This window comes from Thioclava sp. GXIMD4216 (assembly GCF_037949285.1).
Taxonomy (GTDB): domain Bacteria; phylum Pseudomonadota; class Alphaproteobacteria; order Rhodobacterales; family Rhodobacteraceae; genus Thioclava; species Thioclava litoralis.
Genome location: NZ_CP149926.1, coordinates 2,131,415 through 2,157,421 on the forward strand (window position 1 = coordinate 2,131,415; position 26,007 = coordinate 2,157,421).

Below are 26,007 nucleotides of genomic sequence, written 5' to 3' on the forward strand. Positions count from 1 at the left end.
CCGACCGCATGCCGGACCCGTCAGGTCATCCCCGTCACGCCAGACCCGTCACGTCAAACCGGCAGACGGGTCTCGACCATTTCGACAAACCAGCTCGCCCCGTAAGGCAAGGCACGGTCATCGAAGATGTAATCGGGGCTATGCAGGATCGCGCTATCGCCATTGCCCAGCCAGATATAGGCGCCGGGACGGGCTTCGAGCATATAGCTGAAATCCTCGGCCCCCATCATCGGGGTGACATCCGGATTGACCTTATCGGTGACCCCGCGCGCGCCCTGCACGGCAAGCGCGGCATATTCGGGCGGGTTCGAGGTCACGGGATAGCCGCGGTCATAATGGATCTCGGCCCGCGCCCCGAAGGCCTCTGCGGTGGCGGTCACGATCTGGTGCAGGCGCGCTTCGACATAATCGCGCAACTCGGGGCGCATGGTGCGCACGGTGCCGCGCAGCTTCACCTCCTGCGCGATGACATTATGCACCGAGCTGTCGGATTTGACCGCGCAGGTCGAGACCACCACCTGATCATGCGGGTTCACATTGCGCGAGGCGATGGTCTGGAGCGCCATGATGATCTGCGCCGAGACAACCACCGCATCCACCGCATCATGCGGGGTCGCGGCATGCCCGCCCCGCCCGAGCACACGGATATCGAACTGGTCGCAAGCCGCCATGATCGGACCATCGCAAATAGCGAATTCGCCCACGGGGATGCCCGGCATATTATGGATGGCATAGACCTCCTCGATGCCGAAGCGGTCCATCAGCCCGTCGCGGCACATTTCAAGGCCGCCACCGCCCCCTTCCTCGGCGGGCTGGAAAATCACCACGGCGCGCCCTGCAAACTGCCGCGTTTCACACAGGTATTTCGCGGCCCCCAAAAGCATGGCGGTATGCCCGTCATGGCCACAGGCATGCATTTTGCCCTTCACGGTCGAGGCATAGGGCACATCGGCCTGTTCAAGGATCGGCAATGCATCCATATCGGCGCGCAGCCCGATGGCACGCTCTGCGCGAGGTCCCTGCGCCTGAGTGGACTGCCCGTGGATCACCCCGACCACACCTGTGCGACCGATGCCCTCGACCACCTCGTCGCAGCCGAACTCGCGCAAAAGCGCGGCAACCCGCCCAGCCGTGCGTCCAACATCGAACAACAGTTCAGGATGCTGGTGGAAGTCATGCCGCCATGCTGTGATTTCCGAAAGCATCTCGGCAAAACGGGTCTTGATCGGCATTGGCGGCTCTTTCTACGCTAAATCCCCTCGCAGCTTGCGCGATGGCGTGCGCGGGCACAAGGCCTGCCGTCTTTGCCCGTGTCGCTTTGCCTCCCCCCGAGGATCTTTGTCCCCTATGAATGGCCTGAAGACGGCTTTGGGGCGCAGGAGGCGACACCCCGCCCCCGCAACTGGCTGTAAAATTACGCAATATTCGGCCTTTAGGGCAAAAAAATCCGCAGAATGCGGAAAATGATTGACGAAGCGCCAAGAAGCGTGATCACCTTAAAGTTGAGTTAATCATAAATCAAAATTTGACCATTTTCTCCCTGTGGATGCGTTTGACCAGTCTGATCGGTTTTCTTGCTTAGGACATTGCGATGGCACATAAATCTCGCGGGACAGCCCCCATTTCGGTCACGATGGTCGGTCAGCCTTTTCCGCCTGCGCAGACGCGAGGGACCTATCAGTTGCACGAATTGGAAATGCGGAACCTGCGCGCAGCCCATTGGCAGGAAAAGCAGGACGCGACGCTGGACGCGACGGACAGTTCCCCATTACTTTTGCAAGACCTCTCGGCGCTGGCGCAACGTCTGACAGGGGCCACGCGCGCGCATGTCACCCTTGCGCAGGACAGCCCCGCCGAAAGCCGCACCGAGGGCTTCACCGAGGGCCGCACCACCCAAGAGGATGCGCTCAGCTTCGGGCTGGAAGAGGTCACGGCACAGTCCCATCTGCACGGGCGCGCAACCCCGCCCTATAGCTGCAGCACCGAGGACTACGTGTTCTACAGCCACGGGCTGTTCAGCGAAACGGGGCGGCGGCTCGGGGGGCTCAGCACCGCCTTTCCGACCAGCGCCCCCGCCTGCGCCTATCGCGCCGAACAGCTTGACACCACCGCCCAGCTTCTGGCGCATACGCTGGCCGTGCATCTGGAAAAGCAGGCGCTCCAGAACAGCTATCAGGCCGCACAGCGCCGCGCGAAACGGCTGGAACGCGAGGCCGAGGTCGATCCGCTGACGCAGGTCGAGAACCACTGCTCGTTCGAGCGCAAGGTCGCGATGCGGCTGGACCTTCTGAATGCCAAAGAGGCGCAGGGGGCGTTCATCATGCTCGACATCGACCATTTCAAGTCGATCAACGATATTTACGGCCATAGTTTCGGCGACAAATATCTGCGCATCATCGCCTCCGCCATCACGTCGGCCTTCCCTCCGCCTGCGATCGTGGGGCGTGTCGGCGGGGATGAATTCGGGATTTTCGTCGAAACGGGTCGGACCTCGTCGAACTATCTGGAAACGCTTCTGTCGCGCTGCCGTTCGGCGGTGCAGCGGGGTGCGGCCATGCTGGGAAAAGCGGATCTGGGGCGGGTCAGCATCGGGGCCAGCCTGTTTCCGTCGCAGGGGCGCAGCTTCAGTCACCTGTTCGAACTGGCCGATAGCGCGCTCTATGCCTCGAAACATGCAGGGCGCGCGGTCAATACCATCTTCTCGCCCAGCCATCACGAACGCTTCAATTCGCGTGCCATCGGGCGCCGCTTTGACGAGGCAATCGGGGCCCACCGGCTGGAACCCTATTTCCAGCCAATCGTCGATAGCGGGACGGGCGAAGTGCAAGGCTATGAGGTTCTGGCCCGCTGGTGCGATCCGCAGCGCGGCATCCTGCTGCCCGATGCTTTCGCCTCGATCTTCAAGGACTACCGCCTTGCCGAGACCTTGACCCGCACGGTGCTCGAACGCGCGCTGATGGCCTATAACGAGGCCGGTCTGGGTCAGCGCGGCGCCCGCCCCGCCTCCCTTTCGATCAACCTGACCGCCTTCGACCTGCTGAACCCCGAATTCGTCTTCGATGTCCAGTCCATGCTGAACCGGCACCATCTGGACTGGAGCATGATCACCATCGAGGTCACCGAAAAGGTCATGCTGGACGAACGCTCGGGGCAGATCCTGCGGTCGTTGCTGGAATTGCGCACAAGGGGCGCGAAAGTGGCGCTGGATGATTTCGGCACGGGCTATGGGGGCTTGCGCCATCTGGACAACTGGCCGGTGGATATTCTCAAGATCGACCGGTCTTTCTGCGCCAAGCTGTCGCAAAGCAGCTCGGGGGGCGCGATTGCCGAAGCCATCCTGCTGATCGCACGGAAATGCGGCTACGAGGTGGTGGCCGAAGGCGTCGAAACCCTTGAACAGCTACAGATGCTCAAGGCGATGGGCTGTCCGCGCGCGCAGGGGTTCCTGTTTGCCCGTCCGATGTCCATCGAAGACCTGATACAGGCCCCCACCCGCTACGATCCGGCCTCACCGACGCCCTCTGCGCAAAAGTAGCCCCGCACGCCAAAACAACAGCGCGTCACGGCGCAGACGGGCCCGGCCCATCACCGGGCCTGTTATGCAAGGTCAGCGCAATGGCATTGACCAGATTGTCCAGTGCCAGCGGTTTGCGCAGCAACAGCCCCTGCACGCTGCGCCCCGAACGGCTGATCTGGTCGGTATAGCCCGACATGTAGATCACCCGCAGATCAGGCCAGATCTTGCGGCTTTCAAAGGCCAGACGATAGCCGTCCAACCCGTTCGGCAGCATGATATCGGTGATCAGCAGATCTGGCACACGGGTCTGGCGCGCCAGAATATCCAGCGCCTGCGCCGCCGACGAGGCCGACAGCACCTCGGCCGAAAGCATTTGCAGGGATTGGGTCAGAATATCATGGAAATGCGGGTCGTCTTCCACCACCAGCACCCGCAGACCGCCCAGATCCGGCAGCTGCATCTGCGGCGGGGCAGCTTCGGCATCGGCCGGTGACACCACCCCGAGCACCAGCGTCGCGGTCGTGCCCTCGCCTTCGGTCGAGCGCAGCTCGAACAGGCCATTCGACTGACGGGCGAAATTATCGACCATCGGCAGCCCCAATCCGGTGCCGCCCTGCGCCTCGCGCGTTGTGTAGAACGGTTCGCGCACATGTTCGAGCAATGCCGCCGACATGCCCGGCCCCGTATCGATCACCGAAATCGCGACACGACCATCGGGGCACGCATGGCTGCGCAGCGTGATCCCGCCCGCCCCCGGCCCTTCCATGATCGCATGGCTGGCATTGAGCACCAGATTGAGCAGCGCGCTTTCCAGATCACGCGGCACACAGCGCACGAAGAGATCCCCGCAGCCCAGATCGAGGTCGAAACGGATCGCCGCCGGAACCGTCTGGCGGGCCAGATCCGCAACCTCGCGCAGCTTCGCGTCCAGCCGCAGCGTCTCGTCCTCGGCGGCGCGGTCTCGGGTCAGGTTCAAAAGCCGTTCGGTCAGATCGGCCCCGCGCTCGCAGACCGTGCGGATAGCCGTGATCTTGCCACGCTGCGTCTCGGAAAGCTCTTCGGGTTTCAGCAGCAACGTATCCACCGAAAGGCGCGCAGCCCCCAGAATATTGGCCATTTCATGGGCAACGCCCCCCGCCATCTGGCCGATCGCATCCAGCCGTTCGGTGCGCGAGAGGTTCTCGCGCAGGATCCAGCCCTCGGTCTGGTCCTGAATGGCCAAAATCCGCACCGGCTCGGCAAAGCCCTGCCCCGGATGGGTCCGCGTCACCGACAGCCGCAGCGCATGTTCCCGACCGCTCCCATCGATCCAGCCGCAATGCAGCTCTGTCGGACCGCCCTGCGCCAGAAGCCGTGTAACGGGATGCTCGTCCCCCTCCAACGGACGGCGGTTGCGCATCGAATGGAATTCTGCCGTCTGCAGGAAGGTGTCGGGGGCGTTGGCCGCCATCTTCTCGGCGGCATGGTTGACCATCCGCAGCACGCCCTGCGCATCAATCACGAAGACCGCCGTTTCCAGCCCATCCAGCACCTCGCGCAGGCGACGCTCTTCATAGACCGCCCTGCGCGCGGCGATATTCTGGTAGCGTGCCCCGCGCAGGGTGGCCACCGCCGCCAGCAGCAGCAGCACAATGGCCAGACTGCTGAGCCGCAAATTGGGCGAGATCAGCCCGTGCTCGGTGCTGCGCAGCGCGACATAGCAAAGCGCGATAGGCCCTATTACGGCCCAAGGCAGCACCCAACGCGCCATACGCCCCCCTGGAAGGTCGGTAAACAGGTCGGGCACCCAGCTTCCTTCGGGAGATGCCAGCAAAGCCGCGACATATAAAAGAAAAAAACCCAAAGCCGTATGGAAGGCCATCGCCGACAGGAAGGTGATGCGCGACAAGGCGGGCGCATCGAAGAAATAGGCATCCATCGCGATCAGGCACGAAAAGATGCCGAAACTCGCCAGCGCCGCATGGCCCCATTTGCACCATTTGGCTCTGGCCATCTGCAATGCCAAAATCGCCACCATCAGCAAGACGCCCGCAATGGTTGCGGGGGCCATCCGTCCGGTGCTGGAGGTCACCAGCGGGTTCAGAGACAGCCGCCGGATCTGGGTTTGCGGCAGGGTATGCAACTGGTCCTCGATCCCGATCCCCGCCATTGCCAGCGCCAGCACGAGCGTCACCAGCACCGGCCCCCGCCCGATACCGCGCAACAGCCCGCCTTGGGCCAGCGCCAGAAACAGCAGGGCATAGGCGGTCTGCGGCACCATCGCGGGCCAGCCCGGCGCAAGCTGGCGCAAAAGCGCGATGTCAAGAACATAGCCGCCAAGCAGAACACAGGCGCAGAGCGCCAGACAGGCCCCCAGCAGCGCATAGGACCCGCCGGAAACATTGCGGATCTGCGGGCGCGCAAACAGGCGATCTTCGAGCTGCACTCTGTGTCTCATGCGATCCTTCCCGCCTGCGCCCCCTGAGATAGGCCCGTGACATATGCGCGCCTGTAACGCCGCCGCAAAACCGGCGGGTGGCTACACGCGATACGTGTTATTGCCGCGCTTTACTGACGAGATCATCGACCAGTTCCGACAGCTTAGCGAGCGATGTCGATTTGGACACCCGCGCATTTGCCGCGCGCATACCCAGCGTGAAAATCGGCGAATCCACCACCTCGGGCATGCCCGAAATCACCACAACGGGAAGGCTCGCGCTGAATTCACGCACCTTGTGCAACGCCACGATCGCCCCGCCTCCGGCCATCACCACGTCGAGAAAAACGATATCGAACCCGCCCAGTTCCAGATTCGGAAGCAGCCTGTCGGATTGCGTCACACAGACGGTTTCATGACCAAGCGCCTCCATCCCCTCCGAAAAGGCGATCAGATAGTTTTCGTCGTCATCTGCAATAAGAATTCTGGCCAAGGGGGTGTCCTTAAAGTTGCGGCTGGCAGAGTATGTGCTACGGTTTGAATTAACTCAAGACCGACAAGGACTTCACAATGACCGATGCATCTCAGGCTCAGCACGGGGATTCACACGCTCTTCCCGTTGTGGCGTTGGGCGCATCGGCGGGCGGGCTGGAACCGCTGGAGGCTTTCTTCTCCAACTGCCCCGATTCGACAGGATGGGCTTATATCGTTATCCAGCATCTATCGCCCGATTACCGGTCCATGATGGACGAGTTGCTCAGCCGCCGTTCGAAGATGCGCATCGAACATATCGAAGACGGCATGCGGCTGGAGCCGAACACCATCTATCTCAACCAGCCCAACCAGACGGTCGAACTGGTCGGGGACCATTTCGTGACCACGGCCTTCGGCGAGAGAGGGCACCGCCCGCCCATGCCGATTGATGCGCTTTTTCGCTCTCTGGTAGAACGCCCGCCCGAAGCGACGGTTGCGATCATCCTCTCCGGCTCGGGCACCGATGGCACCCGCGGCGCGCAAATCCTGCATAATGCCGATGCCACGGTGCTGGCGCAGGCCCCCGCACAGGCGGCATTTTCCTCGATGCCGCGCTCGGTGCTGACAGCCGGTGCGGTGGACCGCGTGCTGGAGGTCGAGGAGATGCCCGAGGCGATCTCTATCGTCTTCACGATGGGCAAGAAAGGCCGTGGTGCCCTGACCGAGATGGAAGGATCGGCCTCGCAGGCGATCCTGAAACTTCTGGAACGCAAATACCATGTGGATTTCTCGTCCTATAAGCCGATCAACGTGCAGCGGCGGATCGACCGCCGCCAGCATCTGCGGGGCCTGCCCTCGCTCGAGGCCTATCGCGTTCTGCTCTCCGAGGATGCGAATGCGCTGGAGGAGCTTTATCAGGACCTGCTGATCGGCGTCACCGAATTCTACCGCGATCCCGAAGCGATCCGCATCCTGCGCAAGGATGCGCTGGATGAGTTGGTAGAACGTTCCGATGACGATGCCCCTTTGCGTATCTGGATTCCGGGCTGTGCCAGCGGCGAAGAGGCCTATACGATTGCCATCGAACTCAGCGAAGCGCTGGAAGCCGCCCGACTTGACCGTAAATTCCGGATCATCGCCACCGATGTGCATCGCCGGTCCATCGATATCGCCTCGGCGGGCATCTATTCGGAAACCAGCGTGGCCAAAGTCCCCGCCGAACTGCGGGCCAAATATTTCATCCAGCATCGCGACCAGTATATCATCGAACCCAAGCTGCGGCAGTCGATCATCTTCTCGGTGCATGACGCGCTCAGTGACCCGCCCTTCATGAATCTGGATCTGGTCTCGTGCCGGAACCTGCTGATCTATCTCAACGAAGAACCACAGGCGCGCATCATCTCGATGTTCCTGTTCGGGTTGCGCAAGGACGGGTTCCTGTTGCTTGGCCCGTCCGAGACGATCGGCCGCTTCGGACCGGAATTCAAACAGATCAATGCCCGTTGGCGACTGTTCCAGAAAGCCTCCAGCCGCAGGGTGCTGGACAGGAACATCCTGTCACACCAGCTGGGCTCGGCCACGCGCAATTCCGAGCGCGCGCCGGTGACCTCGGCCCGCCCTGCCCCGCGCCGCAACGCCGCCACCAACAGCACTTTCTTCGACATGTCGCATCGCGAGATGCTGATTGCGGGATATGATGCGCTGCTCAAACGCTACGCGCCCTCCTCCATTCTGGTGACCACGGACGGGCATGTGCTCAGCTGGTTCGGGGCCGCCAGCGCCTTTATCGACACGATGAACAATCTGGCCGAATGGACGGTGGACGAGATCGTGCATCGCGATCTGCAATTCCCGATCAAGGTCGGGATGGAGCGCCTGCGCCAAGGGGTGCTGGATATCTCGTCGCGCGAGGTGAAGGTGGATATGGGCGGCGGACGCCTGCGGTCGGTTGTGCTACGCATCGAGCCGCTGGATCAACTGACCCGCTCGCGGCTCATGCTGGTGGATATCACCTTCCGCGAGGCAAGCGAGACCGATGCGGAGGACGCCCCGCCCAAATCTGCCAAGCCGATCAGCTTCAACGAGGATGTGCTGCTGCTGACCCGCCGCATCCAGGAACTGGAACGCGACTTGCGCCTGACCGAGGAAACGCTCCAGCATGTGACCGAGCGTCTGGAAGCCAGCGGCGAGGAATTGCAGGCCTCCAACGAAGAGCTACAGGCCTCGAACGAGGAATTGCAGGCCTCCAACGAAGAGCTTCAAAGCTCGAACGAGGAACTGCACGCGGTCAACGAAGAACTGGTGACGCTGAGCACAGAGCACGAATTGCAGATCGACAAGCTTTCCGAGCTGAACGAGCATACCGACACGGTCCTGCGCAAGCTGCGCGTCGGGGTGATCTTCGTGGATAGCGACCTGCGCATCCGGCGTTTCAGCGATCTGGTCGGGGCGCATTTCCTGCTGGAAGCGCATGATGTGAACCGCCCGCTGGCGGTGGTCACGCCGAAGCTGTCCTTCATCGACCTGCCGAAACTGGCGCGCGAGGTGATCAGCTCCAAGACATCGCGCAATGCCGAAGGGGATCACGAAGGCCATCATCTGCGCATCGAGGTCCACCCGATGATGCAGAAATCGACTACGCAGGCCGAACCGACAACGGGGGCGATGCTGCTGTTTCACGGCATCGATACCACGCCCGCCTGAGATCTAGCCCCTGCCCGCGTCAGACGGCAGGCGGGCCATAGGCCAGCAGGAAGATGCGCACCGCCTCCTGACAGTTGCGCTCGATTTCGGCGTCGCTGGGTGGGGCCGTACGCAATCCGAAAAGACATTGCCGCCAGATCCCCGCCGTCACCAGTTCGGAAAACCGGTGCGCGGCCATCACCGGATCGCTCAGCGAAAGCTGTCCGGCCTGCGCCTGCGCGCCCAGCCACTGACTGAAGACGCCAAGAAAATTCCGCGCGCCCGCCTCGTAAAAACGCTGACCCAGCTCGGGCATCCGTTCAACCACACCAATCACGATCCGCTGCACCCGCACCACATCCTCGGCGCATAGCCGCCCCGCCAGAAGGCGCGCCGCCCCCAGAAGTTTGTCCCGCGTCCCTCCCGGTCCGGCAAGACAATCCTCGACACCGGCCAGAAAAATACGTTTGCGCTGCTCGACCAGCGCCACGAACAGATCCTGCTTATCGGCAAAATACACATAAAGCGTGCTTTTGGAGACACCCGCCGCCTTGCAGATGCTGTTCATCGTGGTCGCGTCAAAGCCGCGCTCCAGAAACATCTCCCAGGCACCATCCAGAATCTGTTCACGCTTTTCGGGGTCTTGGCCCGCAGCATGTCGCTTTGCATATCCGGTGCACGGAGAATCTTTTTCGGTCATTACGGCCCTCAAACTTTCCCCATTATTAATCGAACCATCCGGTTCGATAAAGTCTTGATTGATAAGCAGGCTTGCGTTAATGACATCGAACCCAATGGTTCGATTTATCTCTTCGCCTGCCCTTTATCCTCCGTTCCGCCCATATGTCCCGAAAGTCTGCCATGTCCTCCGATCCCAAATCCGCGCCGGATTCCACTGCAAATTCCGGCACCCCGAAATCCGGCAACCGCAAAAAGAAGATCCTGACGGGCGTCGCGGTGGTCGCGATTCTGGCGGGCGGCTGGTTCGGCATCAGCTGGTGGACACATGGGCGGTTCATGGTGAAAACCGACGATGCCTATGTGCAGGCCGATGTCTCGCTGATGTCATCGAAACTGCAGGGCTATATCTCGGAAATCCCCGTGCAGGATAACCAGCATGTGCATAAGGGCGATGTGCTGCTGCGCATCGACGAGGGCGACTACAAGATCGCGCTTGAACTGGCGCAATCCAAACTGCCGACGCTGGAACGCACTCTGGCGCGTATCGACACGCAGATCGCGGCCGCCGAAACCGCCGTGACCCAAGCCAAGGCCCAGCTTGCCGCAAGCGACGCGGCGCTGAGCAATGCGCAAACCAATGCCAAACGCGCCAAGGATCTGGCGGCACGGCGCGTCACCTCGCAGGCGGATCTGGATACCGCCAACGAAACACTGGCCACGGCACAGGCCAATCGCACCGCCGCAGTGGCCGCCATCGCCGGAGCCGAAGCCGATGTGGATGTGCTGCGCGCCGAACGGGCCGAAAGCGATTCCAGCCGCAAGGAGCTTGAACTGGCGGTGGCCCAAGCGCAGCGCGATCTGGACCATACGGTCCTGCGTGCGCCCTTCGACGGGGTCGTGGCCAATATCGCGATCAAGCAGGGCGAACTGGTCAGCATCGGCGAGACCCTCGCAGCGGTCGTGCCCGATCACGGCCTCTATGTGGAAGCCAATCTCAAAGAGACCCAGCTGGCCGGCATCGCCCCCGGCGCCAAGGCCCGCGTGGTGCTTGATACCGATAAGGATCACCCGCTCGAAGGGGTCGTCAGTTCGGTGGCCCCTGCGACGGGCGCGATCTTCTCGCTGCTGCCTGCCGATAATGCCACCGGAAATTTCACCAAGATCGTGCAGCGGGTTCCGGTGCGGATCACCCTGCCCGAGGACGATCATGAACGCCTGCGCGCCGGTCTTTCGGCGGTGATCGAAATCGACAGGCGCACGTCGCCCGAACCCGGTGCGGCGGATACGGCCAGCGCGCAATGAACGCCGCCGCTGCCCATGCTGCGCCCGAGATGACGCCCCGCAGGATGATCGCCTTCATGGTGATGGTCTTCGGGATGTTCATGGCGATTCTGGATATCCAGATCGTCTCGGCCTCGCTGACGGAAATCCAGGCGGGGCTGGGTGCCTCCAGCGACGAGATCTCTTGGGTGCAGACCGCCTATCTGATCGCCGAAGTGATCATGATCCCGCTCTCGGGCGTGTTGGGGCGGATGATGTCCACCCGCTATCTCTTTGCGGCCTCGGCGGCAGGTTTCACGGCGGCCTCTTTCCTGTGCGCCACCGCAGGCTCGATCAACGAGATGATCCTGTGGCGCGCATTGCAGGGGTTTCTGGGGGGCGGCATGATCCCTGCGGTCTTTGCCGCAGCCTTCACCATCTTCCCACCCTCCAAACGCAATATCGTCTCCCCCATCATCGGGTTGATCGCCACGCTGGCCCCGACCGTCGGGCCGACAGTGGGCGGTTATCTTTCCCACGCGCTGTCATGGCACTGGCTGTTTCTGGTCAATGTGCCTGCGGGGATTCTGGTCACGCTCGGCTCGCTGAGCCTGATCGATTTCGACGAACCCAACTGGTCGCTTTTCGACAGCTTCGACTGGACCGGCCTGCTGGCGCTGGCATGTTTCTTGGGCGGGGCCGAATATGTGCTGGAAGAAGGCCCCGGCAATGACTGGTTTCAGGACGAGGCCGTCGCCATTCTTTTCGTCGTGGCCACGATCGGCGCGGTGGTCACATTCTGGCGCGCCTTCACCCGCGAAAATCCGGTGGTCGACCTGTCGGCCTTTGCCGATATCAATTTCTCGGTGGGCTCGGTCTTTTCCTTCGTCATGGGGATCGGGCTTTACGGGATGACCTATCTCTACCCGCTCTATCTGGCGACGGTGCGCGGCTATGACAGCCTGATGACCGGCGAGACGGTTTTCGTCTCGGGCATCGCCATGTTCATTGCGGCACCGCTGGCGGGGATACTGGCCTCGAAAATCGATCTCAGACTGATGCTGCTGATGGGGTTTCTGGGCTTTGGCAGCTCGACCTATCTGCTGACCTATATGACGGCAGACTGGGACTTCTGGGAACTGTTCTGGCCACAGGTGCTGCGCGGCCTGTCGCTGATGATCTGCATGGTTCCGATCAACAATCTGGCGCTTGGCACGCTGCCGCCTGCCAAGATCAAGGGCGCGTCGGGGCTGTATAACCTGATGCGCAATCTGGGCGGCGCGGTGGGGCTTGCCCTGATCAACCAGCTCCTGACCGACCGTCAGGCCCTTCATGGGGCGCGTCTGTCCGAAGCGGTCAGCTGGGCCAATCCCGAAGCGATCCGCCAGCGCGATCTTCTGGCCCAAATCTATAGCTCCTCGGGGATGGATGGCACCACCGCCGCGCTGTCGCAACTGGCGGCCCGCGTCTCGGCGCAGGCACATGTGATGGCGTTTATCGATACATTCGTCGTCCTGACCTGCCTCTTTGCCGGCCTCGCCGCGATGGCTTTGGCGATGAAGCCACCACAGGCCCAAGGCAAGCCCCCCGCGCATTGATCCCCATGCGCTCCTGCGCGAAATCCCCAAGGGCGAGGCCTATCCCGTAGACGCGCTAGGGCCGCTCACAGAGGTAGTGCAGGCTGTGGTCGACATAACGCAGGCACCCACCGCCATTGCTGCGCAATCGGCCCTCTCGGTGGCCTCTCTGGCCGTGCAGGGCTTTGCCGATGTGGAGACCCTGGGCGGAGATTCCCCTCTATCGCTATTCTGCCTGACCATTGCCGAGAGCGGGGAGCGCAAAAGCACCTGTGACCGTCTGCTTATGCGCGGGGTGCGGGAGTATGAACAGGCTGAGGATGAAACCTATCGGGCAGATCTGGCCGAGCATGAGGTGCAACTCAAAGTTTGGACCAAGAAGCGCGAGCGTCTTATGACCGAGGCGGCAGGGGCCAAGGCCGAGAAAGCAGCCGGTGCCCGCGCCGATCTGGCGGCAATGGGGCCGGAGCCTATGCCGCCCATGCGCCCGAACCTGACCGCAATGGACCCGACCTTTGAAGGGCTTATGAAACTCTATGGCATTGGACGCCCGAGCCTTGGCCTGTTCTCGGATGAAGCGGGCGGGTTTATCGGGGGCCATGCTATGAACTCGGATAACCGGCTGAAGACAATGGCGGGGCTGTCGTGCCTCTGGAACGGGGAGCCGATTGACCGCACCCGCGCAGGGGATGGCTCACAGATCTATAGGGGGCGCAGGCTGGCCGCGCACCTGATGGTGCAGCCGGTAGCGGTTCGCCCTCTTCTGGCCGATCCTCTGGCGTCTCGACAGGGCTTTACCGCCCGCTTCCTGATTACCGAACCGCCCAGCCGGATCGGCACCCGCCTTAAGCGTGGCGCTGGGCCGGAAAGCGCTCGTTCGGTGGATAGGTTCACCGCCCGTCTGACGCACATTTTACAAACTGATCTGCCAACCGACCGGCACCCGCAGGAACTGACCCCGCGCCGCCTGACCCTCTCGCCCAGTGCGAAAGAACTTCTATACCGCTTTGCCGAGGCGGTGGAGCTTGCGCAGGCCGCTGGGCAGGACATGGAACAGGTGAGGGCCTATGCCAGTAAGGCGGCAGAACAGGCCACGCGAATTTCCGGTGTACTGACACTGTGGGCGGATCTAGACGCCGCCGAGGTGACACCGCAGGCGATGGGTTGGGGTATCACCCTCGCGCAATTTTATCTGGGGGAGGCCAAGCGGCTGGCCGAGGCGGGCGGTATCTCTATCGAGACCGAGAATGCCGAGCTTGTGCGCCACTGGCTTCTGGAGGAATGCCCTTATGATGAGGTGACTATCCGCGACATTGTACAAAGAGGTCCGAACCGCCTACGGGAGACTAAAACCATCCGAGCGGCGGTAGCTATTCTCGAGAACTATGGCTGGCTTGTGCGCCTCCCTGCAGACACGGTGGTTCGCGACGCAGTCTGCAAGGAAGCCTATCGGATCGTAAGGCCCGCCAATGCTGTTTGATGTGCAAGCCGCACTGGCGGATATTTTAAAGACCTCGCCCCCCGCTACATTCGCTACACCCGCTACATTGGACCTTCTTGTAGCAGAAGTAGCGGATGTAGCAGAGACCCCCACCCGTAATGGGATGCACCGCCCGCAGGCAACGCCCAGCGCCCGTGTAGCGGAAGTAGCGGGTGTAGCAACGCCCCCCGTCCGAAATCAGGAAAACCCGCCCACCGTATTTACTGCGCATCGAATGCCCAGCGATGGGCCGGATGACGCTTGCCACCGGCACGGGCGCGGCATCAACGGGGAGCCTGTCACATGGACGGGCCGCGTGGTCTCTCTGGATCAATGGCGCAGGCTACGCCTGCGGATCAACCTTCCTCGAACTATCAAAAAAGGACTTCAAGAAGTGCTCCTTCCTTGTTCCTGATCTCCCTGAACAAGAGCGGATAGCTGCGGTTCTAAACGACGCAGATGCCGAGATGCACGAGCACCGCCAAGAGATTGAGAAGCTCCGCACCGAGAAGAAAGCCCTGATGCAGAAACTCCTGACCGGTAACCGGCGGGTTGTGGTTAGATAATTTGATTATAGGAGTATTTTATGACCAGCAATTATTGGACCGAGCGTCTTCAAAATTCGCCGAGAAACGATCACCGGAGTGAGTGAGAACGGGATTATGCACGTGTCGTGCACTCCGCAAGCTTCCGCCGTCTCCAAGCTAAGACACAGGTTCTTGGCTTGGGTGACGGTGACTTCTATCGGACCCGCCTGACACATTCGATGGAAGTCAGCCAGATCGGCGTTTCGATCACCAAGAAGCTTTTCCGTGATGCGAAGGCAGCGAATTTCTCAGGAAAAGAACACGTCCTCAGTCAAGCGGCGATTAATTACCTACCTCATCCTATGCTAATGAGCACTATCTGCCTGGCTCATGACATCGGCCATCCTCCGTTTGGTCACGGCGGGGAGGTGGCTTTAAATCGGTGCATGCTTCCTTATGGTGGCTTTGAGGGTAATGGACAAACGCTAAGGATCGTAACTAAGCTCGAAAAGTACGCTGAGCTTTGCGGTATGAATCTCACGAGGCGCGCGGTGTTAGGTGTCATTAAATATCCCGCGCCATTTAGCGAAACAGTGGATTGGAATATCGTTCCTGGTGGAAAACCTGCTTCTGTTATCAGAGAAGCGCCGCTTGAAAAGGGTAACCCAGGTTATAAGGTCGTTACGCCCGACAGTTCTCTTTTTGTGGCGAGCGACTTTAAGCCGCCAAAATGCTATTTGGACGAAGAGCACGAAGACACGGTGCTCAATTGGGTCGCAAAAGATATTAAAGACTGGGATGTTATTCGATCGGACCGCAAGCCAAAAGAAAACGGTAAGCATGCAAAAACGAAGTATAAATGCCTCGATACGTCCATCATGGAACTGGCGGATGACATTGCGTATGGCGTCCATGACTTAGAAGATGCGATTGGGCTCGGCTTGATCTCCCGTCGTAAGTTCTTGACCTGGTTTGACGAGAAGGAACAGCGCAAGAAAAATCTATCCTTGCTCTTGGACAAGATCTTTGACGGTAAATTTGAAGCCTTTACTCAGGAGCTTTTCGACAAACCTTCTCCCGAAAGGAAGCGCGCTATAGGACAGATGGTCGGGTTCTTCGTTGAAAACACTTCGTTTAGCGAAGAACACCCAGAATTAAGTGAGCCGCTGTTCAGATACCAAGCCAAGTTCTGCACTAATCCCGGACGAGATAATTCGACGGTCGAGAGCGCCTTGGAGGTCCTTCGATCGCTCGTCGTAGACTTAGTCATACGGACTCCAGCGGTGCAACAACTCGAATTTAAAGGGCAGAAAATGGTCTCGGAGCTTTTCGAGGCGTTTGCTACCGACCCGAAAAGATTGCTTGATGAAGAACACTACCGAAAAACCATTCAGGCAGGCGGAAAAATCACAACAGCTCGAGTGATCTGTGATTATATCGCGGGAATGACGGATAACTATGCAACGAAACGCTACCAGCAACTTTTTGAGCCCCTAACAGGCTCGGTTTTCGATAGATTATAAGCGGTCTCAATATGTCTCCCGACACCCGCGAAGAAGCCGCCGCCAAGATTCCCGCGCTACATGTACTGATGGCGATGGGCTACCGCTATCTCAGCCCCGCGCAGGCTTTGGCGATGCGCGGATCGGATCAGGCCGTATTGCTGAAAACCGTTTTGCGCGAGCGGCTGAAAGCGCATCGTTTCGAGCATCGCGGCAAACTTCACCCGCTATCCGAAGGCGGGATCGACGAAGTGATCAAGACACTGTCTTCGACGGGGATGACCGAAGGGGTAATCCCCGCGAACAAGGCAATGACCGCGCATGTCACCCAAGGCATCACCGTCACGGAATTTGTGGAGGGCGAAAAGACCAGCAAGACGGTCCCGCTGATCGACTGGGCGGATATTGATGCGAATGTGTTCCATGTGACCGAGGAGTTCAGCGTGCAGCGGCCTGCGGGCCTTGGCAGCTACCGCCCCGATATCGTGGTCTTTGTGAATGGTGTCCCCTTGGCCGTGCTGGAGGCGAAGCGTCCGGTTTCGGCCACCAAGGAAAAGGCCATGGTTGAGGAAGGGATCAGCCAGCATCTGCGTAACCAGCAAGGGGATGGCATTCAGGATCTTTACGCTTATGCCCAGCTCCTGCTTTCCATCTCCGGCTCGGACGGGCGCTATGGCACGGCTGGAACGAAAAAGAAGTTCTGGTCGCTCTGGCGGGAAGAAGGGCTATCGGAAGGCGAGCTTGGCGCCGTACGCAACCAGAGACTTTCACAGAGCCAACAGGACGCCCTGTTTGCCGATCGCCCTACCAGTGCAAGGACTGCCTACCTGCGGCTTCACGCGGCCACTGTGGCCGTGACAGAGCAGGATCGGCTGATCATCGGTCTTTTGCGGCCTGATCGCCTGATCGATTTCACCCGGCGTTTCACCTTCTTCGACAAGAAGCTTGGCAAGATCGCTGCCCGCTATCAGCAGGTCGAGGGCGCGAAGGCCATCATCCGGCAGGTGACGCGCAAGAAGCCCGATGGCAGCCGTCAAGGCGGGGTCATCTGGCACACGACAGGGTCCGGCAAGTCCAATCTGATGGTCTTTCTGACCAAGGCGCTTCTGGTGGAGCCTGAGCTGGCGAATGCGCGGATCATCATCGTGACCGACCGCGTCGATCTGGAAAAGCAACTGGCTGGGACATTCCTGACGGGTGGCGCGTTCGGCTCGGAGATTGCCACCAAGAAGGATGGCGAGAAGGCGAAGGTGCAATCCGGTCGGGATCTGGCGCAGCGGATCGGTCAGGGAAATGAGCGCATCATCTTCACGCTTCTTCAGAAGTTCAATTCCGCGACCAAACTGCCGGAATGCCACAATGCGTCCGATCAACTGATTGTTCTGGTGGATGAGGGGCACCGTAGCCAAGGCGGCGAGAACCATGAACGGATGCGCATGGCCCTTCCGAATGCGGCCTTCATCGCCTTCACGGGGACGCCCTTGTTGAAAGAAGACAAGACGCACAACAAATTCGGGCCGATCCTCCACGCCTATACGATGCAGCGGGCCGTGGAAGATGGTGCCGTCACGCCTCTGGTCTATGAAGAGCGCAGGCCCGTCGTCGATATCAACGAGGCCGCAATCGATAACTGGTTCGACAAGATCACCAAGGGGCTGACGGACAGCCAGAAATCCGACCTCAAGAAGAAATTCTCGACGCGCGGCAGTATCTATGGAGCGGCCAATCGGATCGATCTGATCGCCTGGGACATCGCCGAGCATTTCAGCGAGAATTTCAAAGCGCTCAATCTGGGTCTGAAGGGGCAGCTCGCTACGGATTCGAAGCTCTCTGCCATCCGATATAAGGCGGCCCTTGATGCCACAGGGCTGGTCAGTAGCGCCGTGGTCATTTCGGCCCCGGATAGCCGCGAAGGCCATGAGGATACCGATGAGGCAAAGACGCCGGAGGTGCAAGCATGGTGGAAAGCCAATGTTGGCAATGATCCAAAGACCTATGAGGACGGGATCATCGAGGATTTCGGAACCGATGGCGATCCGGACATTCTGATCGTCGTCGATAAGCTACTAACGGGGTTTGACGAGCCACGGAACGCCGTCCTCTATATCGACAAGCATCTCAGGGGTCATAACCTGCTTCAGGCTATTGCCCGTGTGAACCGCCTGCATGATGCGAAGAAATTCGGCCTTCTGGTGGATTACCGCGGCATTCTGGCCGAGCTTGATACCTCGATACAGGACTATCAGGATCTCGCCGCACAGACACAGGCGGGCTACGAGATCGACGATCTGGCAGGGACTGTCAGCAATGTCTCGACCGAATACAAGCGGCTGCCAGCCTTGCATGATGCCTTGTGGGCTCTGTTCAGCCCTGTGAAGAACAAACATGACTGGGAACAGTATCGCCAGCTTCTGACCCCGCGCCTAAGCGAGGATGATAGCGGGCATATGGTCGATGACACCCAGAAACTGCGCGAGGATTTCTATGATGCGCTGACCGAATTCGGGATGTGTCTGCAGCTTGCCCTGTCGTCGCGAAGCTTCTTTGAAGACAGCGCCTTCGACGAGGCCCTTGTGAAAGCCTATAAGAAGGATCTGAAGTTCTTCAGCGATTTGCGCGCACAGGCAAAGCTCGATGCGCAGGAGACGGTCGACTTCACCGAATATGAACGCCAGATCCGGAACATGGTCGATAAGCAGGTCATCGGCCAGAATATCGTCGATCCACCGGGGGTGATCAGCATTGGCTCTCTGGGCAATGACGATCCGGAAAGCTGGTCGCCCGAGAAGACCCGCACCGAAGCTGACCTCATCAAAACCCGCATGAAGAAGACGATCGAACAGGATCTGATCGACGATCCTTATGCGCGCAAGGTGTTCTCGGAGCTTCTGCGCGACGCGATCAGACAGGCCGAAGCGCTGTTCGACCATCCGGACCAGCAATATATCCTCTTCAAGGATCTGCAGGCCCAGATGGATGAACGCCGGACGCCAGGGGTGCCGGATCGCTTTGCAGGCCATCCCAAAGCCCAGAGCTACTTTGGCCTCTTGCGCCTACAGGGCGAGGAAATGCCCTCCGGCCTCAGCGAAGACCAGCTTATCGATGAGGCATTCCATATCGACAGGGCGGTCGAGGAGGCCGTACAGACGCATTCGATCAATCCCGGCAATATCGAGGGTGAAATCCGCAAGCAGCTTCTGCCGCGCTATTTCAAGCTGCTAGAGGGGCTCGATGCCGCCAAAGCGCTGATCGAGAAGATCATCCTTGTGGTGCGGGCGGGCCGGACGAAGGGCTCCGAGGGATGAATTACGTCAGCTATGGCGGGCAGCGGCTTGAATATTCCGTACGCTCCGATGGCGCGCGGAGCGCCAAGATCGCGATCCATGTCGAGCCGGATGGGCGCGTTCTGGTCGATGCGCCGGAGGCCGCCGAGCAAGCCGACATCCGCAACGCCGTACAGAAGCGCGCCCGCTGGATCTTCACACAGGTGGAAGAAGCCAGAAGCCGTTTTCAACATGTGCGCCAGAAAGAGTATGTGTCCGGCGAGGAAATCCTCTATCTCGGGCGCCGCTATGTGCTGAAGGTCATCAGGGATACCGAGGGCCGTCAGCCGGTCAAGCTGCGCGGCAACCGGCTCGAGGTCACCTGTCGCACCGGCGCGCCCGCAATCGTTCGGGCCAGCGTCCGCGCGTGGTATCGGGTAAAGGGCCGCGATTACTTTGATCGCAGGTTGGCGTTCTGGGAGCAGAGGCTCTCATGGATCAGCGCCCGCCCGCCGTTCCGCATGCAGGAGATGGAAAAGCGCTGGGGAAGCTGTGCGTCGCATGGCGAGATCGTCCTAAACCCGCATCTCATCAAGGCGCCGCAGGAATGCATCGATTACGTCATCCTGCACGAGCTGGTCCACCTCAAGCACCACAACCACGGCCCCGAATTCTGGGCAACACTGAGCGCCGCCGACCCCGACTGGGAACGTAAGAAGCAGCGGCTTGATGCCGATGTCGAGCGGTTGATGGCGGAGTAACAGGCGTGCAAGTGGGGCGGCCCATGGGAGACTAGGCGCTGACGACCTAGAATCACGTCTTAAGAAAGGACAGTCTGGCGATCTATGAGAAGTTTAGACGATCCATTCACACTAGATTTTAACGCTGCCAGACCAAAAAACAATAGGTGGGCCAAAAGGTGGACCAGATCCGAGGTGACCCCATTAAGTCATTGAGTTATGTAGATTTTTAAGCAAATTTTGGTGCCCCCAGAGAGACTCGAACTCCCGACCCTCGACTTACAAAATCGCAGCTCTACCAACTGAGCTATGGAGGCACTCCCGTTCAGATACAAACTTGTTCGGGCGCTGGCAAGTCCTTGCGGCACTTAACGTCTCGAAAGATTGGCTTTGGCCAGAACCACCACCGCCAGCAATCCGACCGCCATCACCAGAAGGGCGGGCGGCGCGGCATCGCCAAGGTTTTCGAGGCTCGCTTTTTCGTGCACCCGCGTTGCCAGCGTCTCGTAATTGAAAGGCCGCAGCAGCAATGTCGCAGGCAGTTCTTTCACGCATTCGACAAAGACCAGAAGCAGCGCCGAGCCGACAGATCCACGCATCAACGGCAGATAGACCGTGCACAGAACCTGCCCCAAGGACCGCCCCAGCGAGCGGGCGGCCATTGGCAAGGACGGGGCCACCCGCCCGAAAGCGGCATCGGTCGAGGCCTGCGCGATGGCAAAGAACCGCACCACATAGGCCAGAATGATCGCCATGCCCGTTCCGGTCAGGATCAGCCCCGGATCATGGCCGGTCAGCGCCCAGATCGTATCGGCCTGCCAGTTATCAAGCGCCGCCAGAGGTATCAAGATCCCCACCGCCAGCACCGCGCCCGGCGCGGCGTACCCAAGTGCCGTCAACGGAATGACCAGACGCGGCAGTCCCTGCCCCGACAGGCGCATCCCGTAGACCATCACCAGAGCCGCCAGCACACAGATGACAGAGGCCAGCCCCCCCGTCAGCAGACTATGCCAGACCGCAAGCAGCAATCCCGATCCGGCCCAGGCCTCGGGATTGGCCAGCGCATGGCCGCCGATCACCAGAACCGGCAGAACGAACCCCGCCGCAAAAGGAATGCAGCACAGCCCGAAGGCCAGCCATCCCGCCGCCCCATGCAGGGAGACCGGCGTCACGGGGCGGCTCTGCCGCGCCGACTGGTAATAGCGCGACCGTCTGCGCCCTAGCGTTTCGGCCGCAAAAAGAGCAAAGATCACCGCAAGAATAACCAGCGCGATCTGCGCCGCGCCTCCGGCATTTCCGGCCTCGAGCCATGTGGTAAAGATCCCCGTGGTCAGGGTCTGCACGCCGAAATAGTCCACGACACCGAAATCGGCGACCGTCTCCATCATGGCAATCGCCGCGCCCGCAACAATGGCCGGACGCGCCAGCGGCAGCCCCACCCGCCAGAACAGCGCCCAAGGCCCCGCCCCCAAGGCGCGGGCCACCTCGTAGCTGGCACCGGATTGCTCGCGGAAGGCATTGCGCGCCAGAAGATAGGCATAGGGATAGAAACTTGCCGCCAGCACGATGACCGCCGCCCAACGCGAGCGCACTTGCGGAAACCAGTAGGCCTGCGCCCCCTGCCAGCCGAAAACCCCGCGGGCCAGCGTCTGCAGCGGACCGGAATAGTCCAGAAAATCCACCAGCGCATAGGCTGTCACATAGGCCGGAATGGCCAGCGGAAACAGCAGCGCCCATTCCAGCCAGCGATGCCCCGGAAAGCGGTACATCGCCACCAGCCAAGCGGCCCCCGTCCCCACCACCGCAGTCAGCACGCCAACGCCGCCCGTCAGAATGGCCGAATTCGCAAGATAGCGCGGCAGGGTCGTGGCCAGAAGATGCGGCCAGATATTTTCCACCGGATGCGCGGCAAGCCAGCCCACCGCCCCGATCGGCGCAAGGATCAGCAGGGCAAACAGCACAGCCACCGCCGACCAGCCCGCCGTACCTGCCGCCCTGCCCCGTTCGAGATGCGCCTTTAGCTTGCCCATATCCTGCCCAATTCCGAGTTTATCCATCAGGAACACCCTTCCCGCATAGACCGAAAGCCGTTTGCCTGTAAAGCAAAGCTCCTTTAATCTAACCCCATAATGAGAGCGGAGAAAAAACATGCAGGTTGTCTTCCATCTTGGCGCCCATGCAACCGACGAGGATAGTCTGGTGCGCTGTCTGGCAAGAAACCCGCGCGTGCTGGACGAGAACGGGGTGATTGTCCCGCATCCGCGCCGTTACCGGATGGTGCTGCGCGACACGCTTCTGGCGCTGAAGGGCGGGGAAGCCGATCCCGAGACCGCCGATGCCGTGCTGGCTGCGGTGACCGATAAGGAAGAGATCAACCGCATCATCTTCAGCCATGAATATTTCATGTGCATTCCCGAGCGTGTGGTCACCGATAAGGGCTTCTATACGATGGTTCCGGGCAAGCTGGAGCCATTGGCCAATATCTTCCCCGATGCCGAGATCGAATTCCATCTGGCACTGATCAACCCCGCCACCCTGATCCCCGCTTTGGCCACGCGCCTGCCCGAGCGCAGCTATGACGATCTCATGCAGGGGGTCGACCCCCGGGATCTGCGCTGGCGGCCTGTCCTCGAACGGATGGTCGAGGCCGCACAGGGCCATAAGATCGTGGTCTGGTGCAATGAGGACGCGCCGCTGATCTGGCCGGAAATCCTGCATAGCCTGAGCGGCATCAGCGGGGATGTCACACTTAACGGCGAACAGATGATCCTGAAGACGATCATGACCGAGGGCGGCTTCCGCCGCTATGCCGATTACATTCTCAACAACCCGCCCAAAACCGTCGAGCAACGGCGCAAGATCACGATGGCCTTTCTCGACAAATTCGCCAAGCCGGACGAGCTGGAAATGGATGTGGCCCTCCCCGGCTGGGACGAGGCCCTGATCGACGAGGTCACCGCCCTCTACGAGGCCGATATCGACGCCATTGCCGCCATGCCGAATGTCACCTTCCTCGCGCCCTGACCACGGTTCGGGCCGCCGTCAGGCCACGCCGGAAGCGGGGGACTGACGCGACAGAAGGCTCCGATTGCCCACATAGACAAAAGGCCCCCCGCAAGGAGAGGCCTTTTCAGGGCGCCATAGCTGGCGGGGATCATTCCATCCCCAGCGCCTGCTTGTAGATATCCATGATCGCCTCTTCTTCCGCGACATCGTTCTTGTCGCGCTTGCGCAGGGCGATGATCTTCTTGATCACCTTGGTATCGTAGCCGCGCGCTTTGGCTTCGGACATGATGTCCTTCTGCTGCTCGGCAATATCCTTTTTCTCGGCTTCGAGACTTTCGAACTGCTCGATGAACTGGCGCAGCTCGTCGGCGGTTACCTGATAGGCGGCATCATTGGGCATGACATGTTCCTCTTATTCGTCTTGCCCTGTTCCCTAAGCCAGCCGCGCCTGCGGAGCAAGCACTCTCGGGGGGCACGAACCGCCTGAATGCTTGTCACATTGGCGCGAAATCGCTAAGCGCAGGCATAACAGCAATTCTTTGAAAAGGGCAGCGCGATGCAATTCCTCATCTGGACCGGCGCGATCATTTCCGTATTGGGGCTGGCGGGCCTTGCATGGTGCATTCTGACCGTCGCCAAAGCCAAACGCGCGGGTCTTTCCGAAGACGAAATGCGGCTCAGGCTGCAACGCATCGTGGCGGTCAATCTGGCCGCGCTTTTCGTGTCGGTGATCGGGCTGATGATGGTCGTCGTCGGGATCTTCCTGCGCTAGACGGGCGCCCCCCAGACCGCGACAGAGGCGCGTCGGGGGCGTGAGCGCTCAGGCGCGATCAAGATCCCCGAAGCTGCGCCCGTTACGGATCAGCACATCCCACAGCGTAACAGGCTCCGGCGCGCCCCCTGCGGCAAGCTGCGCCAGTTGTTCGCGGCAGGCCAGCAGACCGCGCTGGTCGGCCATGAACATCGGCCCGCCCTCGTGGCGCGGGAAGCCCAGCCCGTGCACGGCGCTCAGATCAAGATCACCGGGCCGGTCCACCGCCCCCAGCTGCAAAAGCTTCGCCCCCTCTGCCGCCATTGCCAGCCAGATCCGCTCGACAATCCGCTCGGCATCCAGCGGACGTGCCACACGGTCCGCCTCGGCACGCAATGCGTCCAGCAGCGCAGGCTCGAGCGGGTCGGGCCGCGCCACCCCGTCACTGTAAAGATAGACGCCGCGCCCTTTGCGGATCCCCCCATAGCCCTCGACCAGAAGATAGGTCAGAAGCGGGCCGGGCACGAAACCGGCACGACGCAGACAATGCGCCACGGTCTCGACGCCAAGCCGGTCGATCTGCTGGAAGGGAGGCTGCAAGCCGAAGGCCTGACAGGCCTGATCCACCTGTACCGGCGTCGCCCCCGAAAGCACGGACTGTTCCGCCGCAGCCCATAGCGCAGCCTGAAGACGCGCGACCAGCCCCGGATCCAGCCCCGGCAGGCCGATCGCCAGATCGCCGCCTGCCCGCAGGATCGCGGCCAGAAAATAGACATCCTCGACCGCTTTGCCATGCACTTCGACATGGCGGCCATAGCGTTCGATCCGGATGGCGGCCTCGGGCTGGTTCGTTGCCACCAGCGCCGCCGCCGAGACCGCCTGTAGCGCCCCGACGATCTCGGCGCGCTCTTGCGGCGCAGAGTCGGCAAGGATGATATCGGCCTTGGCAAAGGCCTGCGCCGCGTCGGTCGTGGCGCTGACACGATCCCATGCGGCGTCGCGCTCTGCCGCGCTCATCCGGCCCAACAGCACGGCCGCTTCCTGCGCCCGCGCCAGCCCCGACAGCCCTGCCTCCAAACGGTCCTGTTGTGCCTCGGCCCAGATCACCCGATGACCGGCACCGGCCAGCGCATAGACCAGACCCTCGGGCGGGTTCCAGACGGCAAAGGTCCTTGCGCCGATCTCGCCCGCCCCCACCGGCTCCACCTCCTGCGCATGCACCCGCGCCGCGGACGCGCGCAGATGGCGGAGCGCCCGCGAGGCAGGCGAAGACAGCAGATCGCTATGCGCCACCGCCTCGAAATCCAACGCCTCGGGGAAGGGCAGCAGAACCGCCGCCTCGGCAATGCTCAGCGCCTTTTCCCAGACCGCGTGCTGCGGCCCGGCCTCAAGCGTGTCGCGCAGCGCATCGAGTTCGGTGAAATAGCGTCCGGTCTCGCGGCTGGCCCCTTCCGGATCGGGCACCAGCCCCTCTTCGGCAAAGGCCTGCTGCAAGGTATCAGCCAGAGCGGACATATCCAGCGCATCTGTCGGAACGACCGCATCGCAGCCCCCCAGCTCGACCGCCTGCGCCGCCGAAAGCGCACGCCCGGCCTTCAGGAAAGACAGAAGTTTGCGCGGCCCGCTCCGGCGTAGGAAGCGGATCAGGCTCCCCCCTGCCGGAAGATAGCCAAGGCTCGGCTCGACCGGATCGAAGCTGGCGGTCTCTAGCGCCAGACGCAGACGTGCCGCCTGTGCCAGAGCAAAAGCCCCCGCGCGGATGCGCCCCTCAAGCACGACAACCACCGGACAGGGCAGATCGGACAGGCTCTGCGCAAGCGCCGTCATCGACGGGGTCTCGGCCTCATCGGCGAAATCCGTTTCGGGAGTGTCGGCGCAAGGCCATGCGCCGGTCGCGCGGATCACAACGCCCCGCAGGTCGGCCTCCTGTCGGCACAGGCCGATCGCGCCCCCCAAAGAGCGGCGCAGCACCGCATCGAAGCCTTCACCGCCTGTCTCCGGCAAAGTCAGAAAAGTGACCCCATCACATCGCTGAACCCTGATCCGCCTGACCATACGACCCCGCCCCGCTAAACTGCACATGGCAGGCCCGCGCAGGCCCGCCTTCTCACCGCTTACGGCAAGCCATAGG

General features: G+C 61.1%; 17 protein-coding genes, 1 tRNA gene and 1 pseudogene. 11 read left to right on the top strand and 8 right to left on the bottom strand.

What is annotated here, in order from left to right:
- Positions 1 to 53: 53 nt before the first annotated feature.
- The gene (locus tag WDB88_RS10465; protein ID WP_339107623.1) at positions 54 to 1,232 is read right to left on the bottom strand and encodes a M20 aminoacylase family protein; all 1,179 of its coding nucleotides are present in this window, start codon (positions 1,230 to 1,232) and stop codon (positions 54 to 56) included.
- A 359-nt stretch (positions 1,233 to 1,591) separates the two neighbouring features.
- Here WDB88_RS10465 and WDB88_RS10470 point away from each other — a divergent pair, with 359 nt between their 5' ends.
- On the top strand, positions 1,592 to 3,535 hold the full coding sequence (locus tag WDB88_RS10470; protein ID WP_339107624.1) for a bifunctional diguanylate cyclase/phosphodiesterase: 1,944 nt from the start codon (positions 1,592 to 1,594) through the stop codon (positions 3,533 to 3,535).
- A 25-nt stretch (positions 3,536 to 3,560) separates the two neighbouring features.
- On the opposite strand, the gene WDB88_RS10475 is transcribed toward WDB88_RS10470, so the two are convergent.
- Complete coding sequence (locus WDB88_RS10475) at positions 3,561 to 5,954, bottom strand: ATP-binding protein (RefSeq protein ID WP_339107625.1); 2,394 nt, start codon at positions 5,952 to 5,954, stop codon at positions 3,561 to 3,563.
- Positions 5,955 to 6,051: 97 nt separating this feature from the next.
- Positions 6,052 to 6,426, bottom strand: a complete 375-nt coding sequence (locus tag WDB88_RS10480) for a response regulator (protein WP_339107626.1) — start codon at positions 6,424 to 6,426, stop codon at positions 6,052 to 6,054.
- Positions 6,427 to 6,503: 77 nt separating this feature from the next.
- Here WDB88_RS10480 and WDB88_RS10485 point away from each other — a divergent pair, with 77 nt between their 5' ends.
- Entirely contained in the window at positions 6,504 to 9,110 is a 2,607-nt protein-coding gene (locus tag WDB88_RS10485) for a chemotaxis protein CheB (RefSeq protein ID WP_339107627.1), read from the top strand.
- 19 nt (positions 9,111 to 9,129) lie between these two features.
- On the opposite strand, the gene WDB88_RS10490 is transcribed toward WDB88_RS10485, so the two are convergent.
- Positions 9,130 to 9,789, bottom strand: coding sequence for a TetR/AcrR family transcriptional regulator (locus WDB88_RS10490; protein WP_339107628.1), 660 nt, complete (start codon positions 9,787 to 9,789; stop codon positions 9,130 to 9,132).
- 161 nt (positions 9,790 to 9,950) lie between these two features.
- On the opposite strand from WDB88_RS10490, the gene WDB88_RS10495 reads away from it, so the two are divergent.
- The 7 genes and pseudogenes from WDB88_RS10495 to WDB88_RS10525 all read left to right on the top strand — a co-directional run bounded on the left by WDB88_RS10495 (position 9,951) and on the right by WDB88_RS10525 (position 20,140).
- Entirely contained in the window at positions 9,951 to 11,072 is a 1,122-nt protein-coding gene (locus WDB88_RS10495) for an HlyD family secretion protein (protein ID WP_339107629.1), read from the top strand.
- On the top strand, positions 11,069 to 12,628 hold the full coding sequence (locus tag WDB88_RS10500) for a DHA2 family efflux MFS transporter permease subunit (RefSeq protein WP_339107630.1): 1,560 nt from the start codon (positions 11,069 to 11,071) through the stop codon (positions 12,626 to 12,628). The genes WDB88_RS10495 and WDB88_RS10500 overlap by 4 nt, the downstream gene beginning before the upstream one ends.
- A gap of 85 nt (positions 12,629 to 12,713) precedes the next feature.
- The gene (locus tag WDB88_RS10505; protein WP_339107631.1) at positions 12,714 to 14,087 is read left to right on the top strand and encodes a YfjI family protein; all 1,374 of its coding nucleotides are present in this window, start codon (positions 12,714 to 12,716) and stop codon (positions 14,085 to 14,087) included.
- Positions 14,088 to 14,341: 254 nt separating this feature from the next.
- Complete coding sequence (locus WDB88_RS10510; RefSeq protein WP_339107632.1) at positions 14,342 to 14,653, top strand: restriction endonuclease subunit S; 312 nt, start codon at positions 14,342 to 14,344, stop codon at positions 14,651 to 14,653.
- Positions 14,654 to 14,751: 98 nt separating this feature from the next.
- A pseudogene (locus WDB88_RS10515) lies at positions 14,752 to 16,137 on the top strand (anti-phage deoxyguanosine triphosphatase); the annotation flags it as partial.
- Positions 16,138 to 16,148: 11 nt separating this feature from the next.
- Positions 16,149 to 19,421, top strand: a complete 3,273-nt coding sequence (locus WDB88_RS10520) for an HsdR family type I site-specific deoxyribonuclease (protein ID WP_339107633.1) — start codon at positions 16,149 to 16,151, stop codon at positions 19,419 to 19,421.
- Positions 19,418 to 20,140, top strand: coding sequence for a SprT family zinc-dependent metalloprotease (locus WDB88_RS10525; RefSeq protein WP_339107634.1), 723 nt, complete (start codon positions 19,418 to 19,420; stop codon positions 20,138 to 20,140). The genes WDB88_RS10520 and WDB88_RS10525 overlap by 4 nt, the downstream gene beginning before the upstream one ends.
- Positions 20,141 to 20,360: 220 nt before the next feature.
- Here WDB88_RS10525 and WDB88_RS10530 read toward each other — a convergent pair.
- Together WDB88_RS10530 and WDB88_RS10535 are read right to left on the bottom strand one after the other, a co-directional pair.
- A tRNA-Thr gene (locus WDB88_RS10530) sits at positions 20,361 to 20,436 on the bottom strand.
- A 51-nt stretch (positions 20,437 to 20,487) separates the two neighbouring features.
- Positions 20,488 to 22,149 (bottom strand): iron ABC transporter permease, encoded by a 1,662-nt coding sequence (locus WDB88_RS10535; RefSeq protein ID WP_339109518.1) that lies wholly within the window; start codon positions 22,147 to 22,149, stop codon positions 20,488 to 20,490.
- Positions 22,150 to 22,267: 118 nt separating this feature from the next.
- Between WDB88_RS10535 and WDB88_RS10540 the strand changes: the two genes are divergently transcribed.
- A complete protein-coding gene (locus tag WDB88_RS10540) occupies positions 22,268 to 23,143 on the top strand; it encodes a hypothetical protein (RefSeq protein ID WP_339107635.1) in 876 nt (291 codons plus the stop codon).
- Between the two features lie 130 nt (positions 23,144 to 23,273).
- On the opposite strand, the gene WDB88_RS10545 is transcribed toward WDB88_RS10540, so the two are convergent.
- The gene (locus WDB88_RS10545) at positions 23,274 to 23,525 is read right to left on the bottom strand and encodes a DUF2312 domain-containing protein (protein WP_339107636.1); all 252 of its coding nucleotides are present in this window, start codon (positions 23,523 to 23,525) and stop codon (positions 23,274 to 23,276) included.
- A 156-nt stretch (positions 23,526 to 23,681) separates the two neighbouring features.
- Here WDB88_RS10545 and WDB88_RS10550 point away from each other — a divergent pair, with 156 nt between their 5' ends.
- Complete coding sequence (locus WDB88_RS10550; protein WP_339107637.1) at positions 23,682 to 23,897, top strand: hypothetical protein; 216 nt, start codon at positions 23,682 to 23,684, stop codon at positions 23,895 to 23,897.
- Positions 23,898 to 23,945: 48 nt separating this feature from the next.
- Here WDB88_RS10550 and WDB88_RS10555 read toward each other — a convergent pair whose 3' ends face one another.
- Complete coding sequence (locus WDB88_RS10555; protein ID WP_339107638.1) at positions 23,946 to 25,880, bottom strand: enoyl-CoA hydratase-related protein; 1,935 nt, start codon at positions 25,878 to 25,880, stop codon at positions 23,946 to 23,948.
- Positions 25,881 to 26,007 lie beyond the last annotated feature (127 nt).

What these genes read in the sequence shown, in the direction of transcription:
- WDB88_RS10500 (WP_339107630.1), top strand. Translation starts at nt 11,069, where the DNA reads ATGAACGCCGCCGCTGCCCATGCTGCGCCCGAGATGACGCCCCGCAGG.
- WDB88_RS10545 (WP_339107636.1), bottom strand. Translation starts at nt 23,525, where the DNA reads ATGCCCAATGATGCCGCCTATCAGGTAACCGCCGACGAGCTGCGCCAG.
- WDB88_RS10550 (WP_339107637.1), top strand. Translation starts at nt 23,682, where the DNA reads ATGCAATTCCTCATCTGGACCGGCGCGATCATTTCCGTATTGGGGCTG.
- WDB88_RS10535 (WP_339109518.1), bottom strand. Translation starts at nt 22,149, where the DNA reads ATGGGCAAGCTAAAGGCGCATCTCGAACGGGGCAGGGCGGCAGGTACG.
- WDB88_RS10525 (WP_339107634.1), top strand. Translation starts at nt 19,418, where the DNA reads ATGAATTACGTCAGCTATGGCGGGCAGCGGCTTGAATATTCCGTACGC.
- WDB88_RS10520 (WP_339107633.1), top strand. Translation starts at nt 16,149, where the DNA reads ATGTCTCCCGACACCCGCGAAGAAGCCGCCGCCAAGATTCCCGCGCTA.
- WDB88_RS10510 (WP_339107632.1), top strand. Translation starts at nt 14,342, where the DNA reads ATGACGCTTGCCACCGGCACGGGCGCGGCATCAACGGGGAGCCTGTCA.
- WDB88_RS10490 (WP_339107628.1), bottom strand. Translation starts at nt 9,789, where the DNA reads ATGACCGAAAAAGATTCTCCGTGCACCGGATATGCAAAGCGACATGCT.
- WDB88_RS10475 (WP_339107625.1), bottom strand. Translation starts at nt 5,954, where the DNA reads ATGAGACACAGAGTGCAGCTCGAAGATCGCCTGTTTGCGCGCCCGCAG.
- WDB88_RS10485 (WP_339107627.1), top strand. Translation starts at nt 6,504, where the DNA reads ATGACCGATGCATCTCAGGCTCAGCACGGGGATTCACACGCTCTTCCC.
- WDB88_RS10495 (WP_339107629.1), top strand. Translation starts at nt 9,951, where the DNA reads ATGTCCTCCGATCCCAAATCCGCGCCGGATTCCACTGCAAATTCCGGC.
- WDB88_RS10470 (WP_339107624.1), top strand. Translation starts at nt 1,592, where the DNA reads ATGGCACATAAATCTCGCGGGACAGCCCCCATTTCGGTCACGATGGTC.
- WDB88_RS10465 (WP_339107623.1), bottom strand. Translation starts at nt 1,232, where the DNA reads ATGCCGATCAAGACCCGTTTTGCCGAGATGCTTTCGGAAATCACAGCA.
- WDB88_RS10540 (WP_339107635.1), top strand. Translation starts at nt 22,268, where the DNA reads ATGCAGGTTGTCTTCCATCTTGGCGCCCATGCAACCGACGAGGATAGT.